The organism is Lacicoccus qingdaonensis (genome assembly GCF_900101075.1).
GTDB lineage: Bacteria > Bacillota > Bacilli > Staphylococcales > Salinicoccaceae > Lacicoccus > Lacicoccus qingdaonensis.
Window position 1 is genome coordinate 22,720 of the sequence record NZ_FNFY01000022.1, and the last position, 6,986, is coordinate 29,705.

Here is a 6,986-nt window from a genome sequence, read left to right on the forward strand (position 1 = left end):
TTCTATAACAGTTACCACCATTTTAAAGTTTTCCATGATATTCATAAAGTAATTATACTTCTATTCATATGCATACTTATTGAAAGTGATGAAACTAAAAAGTACAGACGTGTATAAAGATGTTTACTTTCGCATTTTTATGTATTATTATGAATGTTATCTTATTTGTAAAAGGGGTCTTATCCATGAGGCATATCGGTGATTCAAAAGAAATATTAAATGAAATGATTGACAATATGGAGTCGATCTATCCGGACATGATTGATGTGAGAAGGGATTTCCATATGCATCCCGAGCTCTCTTTCAAAGAAGTCCGCACACCGGAAATCATTGCAGGTCATTTAAAATCACTGGGTCTGGAAACTTATGAAAATGTCGGTACAAGCGGTGTCGTCGGCATACTCCGCGGCAACAACCCGGGCCCTGTAATCGCGCTACGTGCAGATTTTGATGCCCTGCCGATGCAGGACGAAAAGGATGTACCTTATAAGTCCACAGTCGACGGCGTCACGCATGCCTGTGGTCATGATATTCATACAACCGCCCTGATGATGGTCGAAAAAGTCCTGGTACAGTACAAGGATAAAATCAACGGCGATATCATTTTTATACATCAGCATGCAGAGGAAGAACCGCCCGGCGGTGCTTCTGAAATTGTGGCCTCCGGCCTCTTGAAAGACGTGGACTATATATACGGTGCACATGTCTGGGACGAAGGCGCCCTTGGGGAAATCGGCTTCACCGAGGGGTACGCCATGGGTGCCGGCGATAACTTTGAAATCAATTTATATGGTGACGGCGGCCACGGTGCGATGCCGCAGAATTCCGTCGATACACTCGTTGCCGGCTGTCAGCTGGTCGGAAATCTGCAGAATATCATCAGCCGCAGGCTCGATCCACAGCAGTCAGGCGTCGTCACCATCGGTACGATAAAATCCGGTGACTCATATAATGTCATTCCGTCCAAAGCGTATATTGCCGGCACCTCCCGTTGCTTCAATCCCAAGACGAAACAGCAGATCAGGGGCTGGATCGACCATATTTCAAAGACGACTGCTGAACAGTTCGGGGCGACAGCCGAAGTCATTTTCGCTCAAGGGTACGATGCGGTGTACAACCATATTCCAGAAACCAGGAACTTGAAGGCTCTGGTGGATACACATCTTCCTGAATTGACCACGGCAGATAAAGAACCTGCGCTTACCGCAGAAGACTTTGCCGATTATTTAAAGGAATTTCCCGGCACATTTTTCTTCGTCGGTGCACACAGTGATGAAACGGCGCCCAGGTACTCACTCCATCATCCGAAATTCAATCCCGATGAACGTTCGATGATTAATATCGGCAAAGTCTTTTTAACAGCATTTTCTCATCATATGTTCGGACTGGAGGCTTCACATGACTGATATTGATAATAAAAACCAATATCCCAAAAAGAACAAATGGGAGATGCCGGATACATACGTCATCGTATTTTTAGTGCTGCTTGTCGTAACGACTGCTACATATTTCGTGCCGGCGGGTTTATTCGACCGCGAAGAAGTCGATGGTGTGGAACGCGTGATTTCCGGTTCATTCAGTGCCGCCGAGTCCAATCCGGCGGGAATCATGGATCTGTTTCTGGCGATACAGACCGGCATGGTGGATTCCGCCGGCCTGATCTTTCTTGTCTTATTTGCGGGCGGCATGTTCGAAGTCATTGAAAGAACCGGTGCGATTAAAGCGGGCATACTGTCGGCCATTTCTAACATGCGCGGAAAAGAATTTCTACTGATAGCGGTTATTACGACGCTTTTTGCGATCGGCGGTGCTGTCGGTGCACTCGCCAACTCGGTCATTCCGTTTGTCGCAATCGGCGTCGTTCTTGCCCGTGCACTGAAACTGGATGCGATAGTTGCTGTCGCGATCACATTCAATGCGGCATTCATCGGATTTGCTGCAGGATTCCTGAACCCATATACTGTCGGGATCGCCCATAATATTGCAGAGATTCCTTTATTTTCGGGAATGCTGTTCAGAATCATCTCATTTGCCGTACTGGTCAGCATCACAATCTGGTACACATGGAGGTACTGCAGACTGATCATGAATGACCCCGGCCGCAGTATGATGGGCGTACTTGAAGCAGTCGAAGAAGACCCGGAACTTGAGGCCGATTTCACAAAGAGACATAAGTTCATTCTGATGTGGACGGCTCTGGCGCTGCTCTTCTTTGTCTTTGCGGTCGTTCAATTCCAGTGGACCACCGATCATATGGCTGCATTCTTCATCATCATCGGTGTCGTTGCCGGAATTATCGGCGGCATGAATTACAATACACTGACCCTGACATTTTTGGAAGGATGTAAAAAGCTGGTCTACGGCGCACTGATCATCGGCCTCGCGCGTGCGGTACTCGTGGTGATGGAAAATGCAAGCATACTCGATACGCTCGTCAATGCCCTGTCGGCGCCATTAGAGCTCTTCCCGCCTGTACTGACCGCTGTCGGCATGTTCATCATCAACTCGATATTCAATTTCTTTATACCGTCAGGCAGCGGACAGGCAGCAATCATGATGCCTATTCAGATCCCTCTGGCCGATATGATCGGCATCAACAGGCAGATTTCAGTACTGGCTTTTCAGTTCGGTGACGGCTTATCCAATTCGATTTATCCGACCTCCGGCCCTTTGATGGCAAGCCTCGCAGTCGCTGCAGTGCCATGGTTGAAATGGGCCAGATGGTTTTTGCCATTATTTTTAATATTGTCACTGGCTTCCATGGTGCTGCTCGCCATAGCAGTATTCATTAATCTCGGACCGCTTTAAACGTCAAAATATTTGAAATTTACATTACATTGTCATATATTTATGATGAAATAAGTCACATTTCATGGAGGTTATTATGAACAGACAGGAAGAAAAGATATATTCACTTGCTGAAGAAGGTGATGTCGTCATTGTGCTGGAACCTAAAAAAGACCAGTCTTTTGCCAGACTCGCCATCAGCAGCTTTATGAATCTGCCGTTCACTTCCAAGAATGCACTTGCAGACAGGGTCAGGAGAAATTCATACTACCTGATCAGAAATGAAGATAAGAACACATTGTATTCGATTGATGACTATTTAAAATATGATGCCTATGATGTATCCGAGGAAGTCAAGAAATCAGAAGATGAGGATGCCTTCGTTTTTATGGGCTATAAATTCACATATACAGAAGTGATTGAGTAACAGAAACACCGGCGCGAAAGTATACCCGGTGTTCTTTCATATGGGGCAAAGACGGGTTCATTTTTTATATGTTTTTCACATATTACAATGGAAGTGGTCAGATATTAAGGGTGATTTTATGAATGATAATAAAATTTCTTTTATCGTCTACGGTGCATTTTTCTCGATACTCCCGGTGATTCATCTTGTCAATTTCATCATCAACCGCACACCGCCTCCGCCGCTCACGTTCTACAGCCTGATCATCGTTGCTGTAATGAGCTTTTCATTCTCCTATATATCCGTGAACTTCCGTAAAAATGACAAAGAAAAACAGCGTTCAATCATCAGAAGAGGCATCGTCACAGGATTTCTGGCACTGGTGTTTTCCATCGCAATCGCCCTGCCGCTCACCGCGCTGAATATTTTCGACATCCACCTGGTCCATCTGTTCATGATCCTGTTGACGATTTTGGTTGCCGGTGCGTTCATTTCTACAGCTGTGTATACGAAAAGATCTTTGAATCCACGGTAGCTGCCCGTCATGCCAGATAACAATGATATTAAAAAAACACCGCGCCGAGATGCGCAGTGCTCCATTTAAATCTATTTACCGTTTTTCTTCTGATTGTCCGAAGGCTTTTTCCTCTCGCTGAAACCCAGCTCTTCTGCTTTTTTGTACAGTGCTTCCGAACGCTTTTTTGAGGCTTTTAAAATGTCACGCTGGCGGTTCACAATATCATTTTCGGATTCTTTGAATGAAGCACTCACCATACAATCACCCCATATCACTGATTACATTAATATTATCATAATAATATGCTAGCGCACAAACGTCCGCATAAAATTTCAAAGTATCAATGTCAGCTTCTATGAAGCCGTCGATGCTTTCGCTCTGGATGCAGAGCACCCCGACGACAGTGTGATTGATTTTAACGGGCAGCCCGATGATGGAGCCGTAATTATGATTCGGTGAAAAATCCCCTTTAAAGTAAGTGCTCGCACATATATCTGAAACCAGTTCAACTTCGCCGGTCTTCCATACATTGCCTGCAAAACCTTCACCGTGTTCAAACTCCCTTGACCGTGTCGAAGTGAAATTGACCCTGTGATATGCTGTCATCTTAAGCACATCATCCTCGACTATATACAATGTAGAAGACTTGTCCGAACGGTCCTGATGCAGCACGGTGATACATTCATCCAGCACATTATTATAAAATTCCGCCGTCCAGCCGGTATGATTTTCATCAAGCAGGCTCGTCAGCGTCCGGATCAGCCTGCTCCAGTTTTTATGATGACGGATGAACGTCTCGCTGACATACTGTACATCTTCAAGCTCGACATCTTTCATTTCCAGTTCATCCAGCAATGAGTCCGTAAAACTTTCCAGCTTCCGATTATCCTCTTTCAGCCGGGAATTTTCCTACCGGATGGTTTTTATTTCTTCAAGACCGACATCTTCGAAATAAAGGTCATATACCGGGGTCTGGAACCTGAGTCCGAATATCGATATTTTTTCCGCAGAAGATCTGAACCCTTTCGCCACCTCCACTGTGAGCGCAATCAGACCGGCAGCAGAACAGATGGCAAGGATGATATGAATATAACTGACGCCGGCATTTAAATTCGCCTGTTCCAAAATTCTTGATGAACTGCCGGCGACAATGATCAATGCGATCACCACAAACATAAAGCTGATTACATAACTGAAAAAGTGTTTTTTAGACATAATAAACCTCCTGCCATCTAAAAACAGAACATACGTTCGTATTAAATGTAATACAAAACAGTCCAGATTTCAATCCGTAATTATTCAGAGCTACCAGTATGGAAATAAAAAAAGAATCCATCTTGATAATCTTTCATCAGAATGGATCCTTTATATTTGCCGCCGGTTTAACTCAAACCACGTATTTGATTGTGATGGCAAGCGTGCCGTATTTCCTCTCCTGTTCCGGCGTATATATTTCATATGTATTTTCAACCATGGATTCCACTGATCCGCCCTGTGCACCCATGTCTTCGGCCGAAACATTTTCATACATCTCTCTGAATGTTGGAAAGACTTTCAGTCCCTTTACCACTGCCCGGATCTCTTCTGCTTCATCCGGCACTTGTATGAATCGGATCGTATCCCCGACCCGGATTTTTCTGCGTTTCTCGTCGTTCAGTCTGACTTCGATTGTTTTTATTCCACTTTTAATAGTATTCAAATGTGTGTCCAACAGACCCATCGTAAGTTCCATAAACTACTCCCTATATCAATAAAAATATGGCACCTGTCACAGCCAGCACCGCACCTGTGAAAAAGCAGCAGTAGGCTGCAGTATTTTTTGACGGCATAGTCTTATCCTGCCCTGTACCCATCCCGTATATGACAGCGACACCGGCCGCAATCGCGACGGACATCGCAATGTAAATCCACGTCTGATACAGCCAGAAATACATGACGAAATGGATCGTCAGCGACGCACTGAATACGAAAGGGATGAGTGAATGGTGTTTTTTCGCCTGCATGACGATGATCAGCGGCAGAATCAGCATCTGGCTCATCGCAATCGTCATGACGAGATTTGAAAAGATATCACCGCCCGGACGTTCCGTAAGAGCTCCCATAAAGTAGGAGATTAATAGTGCCACAGGCAAAGCGGCCAGACCCTGGAACAAAGTCGCATACCCTGCCGTATTTGCCGAAGTCTTCTGCCAGAAGACACCGCATATCAGCCACGTCACACCAAAAGACATCAGAAACGCCACACCGTAACTGTTAAGCTCGGCCAGTCCGTCCAAAATCGATAAAATCTCATTCGCTTCCATAACTGCCTCCTCTTCCGGATATTAATTCCATTATAAACTTTAAGAAACCAATTTCAAAATTATATTGTAAATTTATACATGAATGATGATTGCCGTGTTTTGAATGTTTAGCATCCCCGGGTATTCAGGTATAGATAAGGGATTAATCAAGGAGGGTATTTAATTTATGAAAGTACTTGTAGTTGGTGCAAACGGACAGATCGGCCATCAGGTGGTAGAAAAATTGAAAGATAAAGGGCATGACCCTGTCGCAATGGTGCGTAAAGAGGAACAGACAAAGCAGTTCGAGGACAAAGGAATCGACACAGTTCTCGGCGACCTTGAAAAAGATTTTTCACACGCGTTCGAAGGCGTCGACACCGTCGTATTCGCAGCAGGTTCAGGCGGCAGTACGGGACCAGATATGACAATCGTCATCGACCAGGAAGGTGCAATCGAAACTGTCGACAATGCGAAAAACGCCGGAGTGAAACATTTTGTCATCGTCAGTTCCATGGGTGCAGATGCACCGAAGGAAGCCGATAACATCAAGCACTATATGTATGCAAAACACCGTGCTGATGAGCATCTGAAAGCCTCCGGCCTCGATTATACAATCATCCGTCCGGGCATGCTTCAAAATGACGGCGGCACCGGAAAAGTCAGCCTGTCTGAAGACAACCAGGACTTCGGCAATGTCCAGCGTGAGGACGTCGCTTCGGTCATCGTCCAGGCAGTAGACACGAACAAAGCAGAGAATAAGGTGTACACATTGCTCGAAGGCGATACACCGATTGAAGACCTGTTCAAATAAAATTTTTAAGGACGCACGACACTTCCCCGAACGAAGGTGTCGTGCGTTTTTTTATTTTTCGCCTGCGTGTAGAATGAAGTTAAGAACATACTTATATGGGAGTGATTGAAATGAGGAGTTTATCGGTCACTGGGAATGCTGAGTGACTGAATTCAGCGGTTTATCGGTCACTGGGAGTGC

Annotated in this window: 10 protein-coding genes; 5 read left to right on the forward strand and 5 right to left on the reverse strand. The window is 45.2% G+C overall.

All coding sequences use genetic code 11. From position 1 onward, the window contains the following. Positions 1–185 precede the first annotated feature (185 nt). The 4 genes from BLR15_RS10785 to BLR15_RS10800 all read left to right on the forward strand — a co-directional run bounded on the left by BLR15_RS10785 (position 186) and on the right by BLR15_RS10800 (position 3,728). Positions 186–1,406 carry a M20 metallopeptidase family protein gene (locus BLR15_RS10785; protein ID WP_245696755.1) on the forward strand — a complete coding sequence of 407 codons (1,221 nt, stop codon included), beginning with the start codon at positions 186–188 and terminating at the stop codon, positions 1,404–1,406. After that, a complete protein-coding gene (locus BLR15_RS10790; RefSeq protein ID WP_092987364.1) occupies positions 1,399–2,808 on the forward strand; it encodes a YfcC family protein in 1,410 nt (469 codons plus the stop codon). Before BLR15_RS10785 ends, BLR15_RS10790 begins: the two co-directional genes overlap by 8 nt. Before the next feature lie 76 nt (positions 2,809–2,884). Beyond that, positions 2,885–3,214: a hypothetical protein gene (locus BLR15_RS10795; RefSeq protein ID WP_092987366.1), complete on the forward strand. Its 330-nt coding sequence runs from the start codon at positions 2,885–2,887 to the stop codon at positions 3,212–3,214. A gap of 118 nt (positions 3,215–3,332) precedes the next feature. Next, complete coding sequence (locus BLR15_RS10800) at positions 3,333–3,728, forward strand: hypothetical protein (RefSeq protein ID WP_092987368.1); 396 nt, start codon at positions 3,333–3,335, stop codon at positions 3,726–3,728. Positions 3,729–3,799: 71 nt separating this feature from the next. On the opposite strand, the gene BLR15_RS14085 is transcribed toward BLR15_RS10800, so the two are convergent. From BLR15_RS14085 to BLR15_RS10820, 5 genes are all read right to left on the reverse strand, one after another. After that, positions 3,800–3,967, reverse strand: a complete 168-nt coding sequence (locus BLR15_RS14085) for a hypothetical protein (protein WP_176754137.1) — start codon at positions 3,965–3,967, stop codon at positions 3,800–3,802. 4 nt (positions 3,968–3,971) lie between these two features. Further along, positions 3,972–4,565 (reverse strand): GAF domain-containing protein, encoded by a 594-nt coding sequence (locus BLR15_RS10805; RefSeq protein ID WP_092987370.1) that lies wholly within the window; start codon positions 4,563–4,565, stop codon positions 3,972–3,974. Between the two features lie 54 nt (positions 4,566–4,619). After that, a complete protein-coding gene (locus tag BLR15_RS10810) occupies positions 4,620–4,925 on the reverse strand; it encodes a hypothetical protein (RefSeq protein WP_092987372.1) in 306 nt (101 codons plus the stop codon). Positions 4,926–5,097: 172 nt separating this feature from the next. Then, the gene (locus tag BLR15_RS10815) at positions 5,098–5,442 is read right to left on the reverse strand and encodes an ASCH domain-containing protein (protein WP_218118665.1); all 345 of its coding nucleotides are present in this window, start codon (positions 5,440–5,442) and stop codon (positions 5,098–5,100) included. A gap of 10 nt (positions 5,443–5,452) precedes the next feature. Beyond that, positions 5,453–6,013 carry a DUF7010 family protein gene (locus tag BLR15_RS10820; protein WP_092987374.1) on the reverse strand — a complete coding sequence of 187 codons (561 nt, stop codon included), beginning with the start codon at positions 6,011–6,013 and terminating at the stop codon, positions 5,453–5,455. 166 nt (positions 6,014–6,179) lie between these two features. Here BLR15_RS10820 and BLR15_RS10825 point away from each other — a divergent pair, with 166 nt between their 5' ends. Further along, positions 6,180–6,806 carry an SDR family oxidoreductase gene (locus BLR15_RS10825; protein ID WP_092987376.1) on the forward strand — a complete coding sequence of 209 codons (627 nt, stop codon included), beginning with the start codon at positions 6,180–6,182 and terminating at the stop codon, positions 6,804–6,806. The last annotated feature ends 180 nt before the right edge of the window (positions 6,807–6,986 follow it).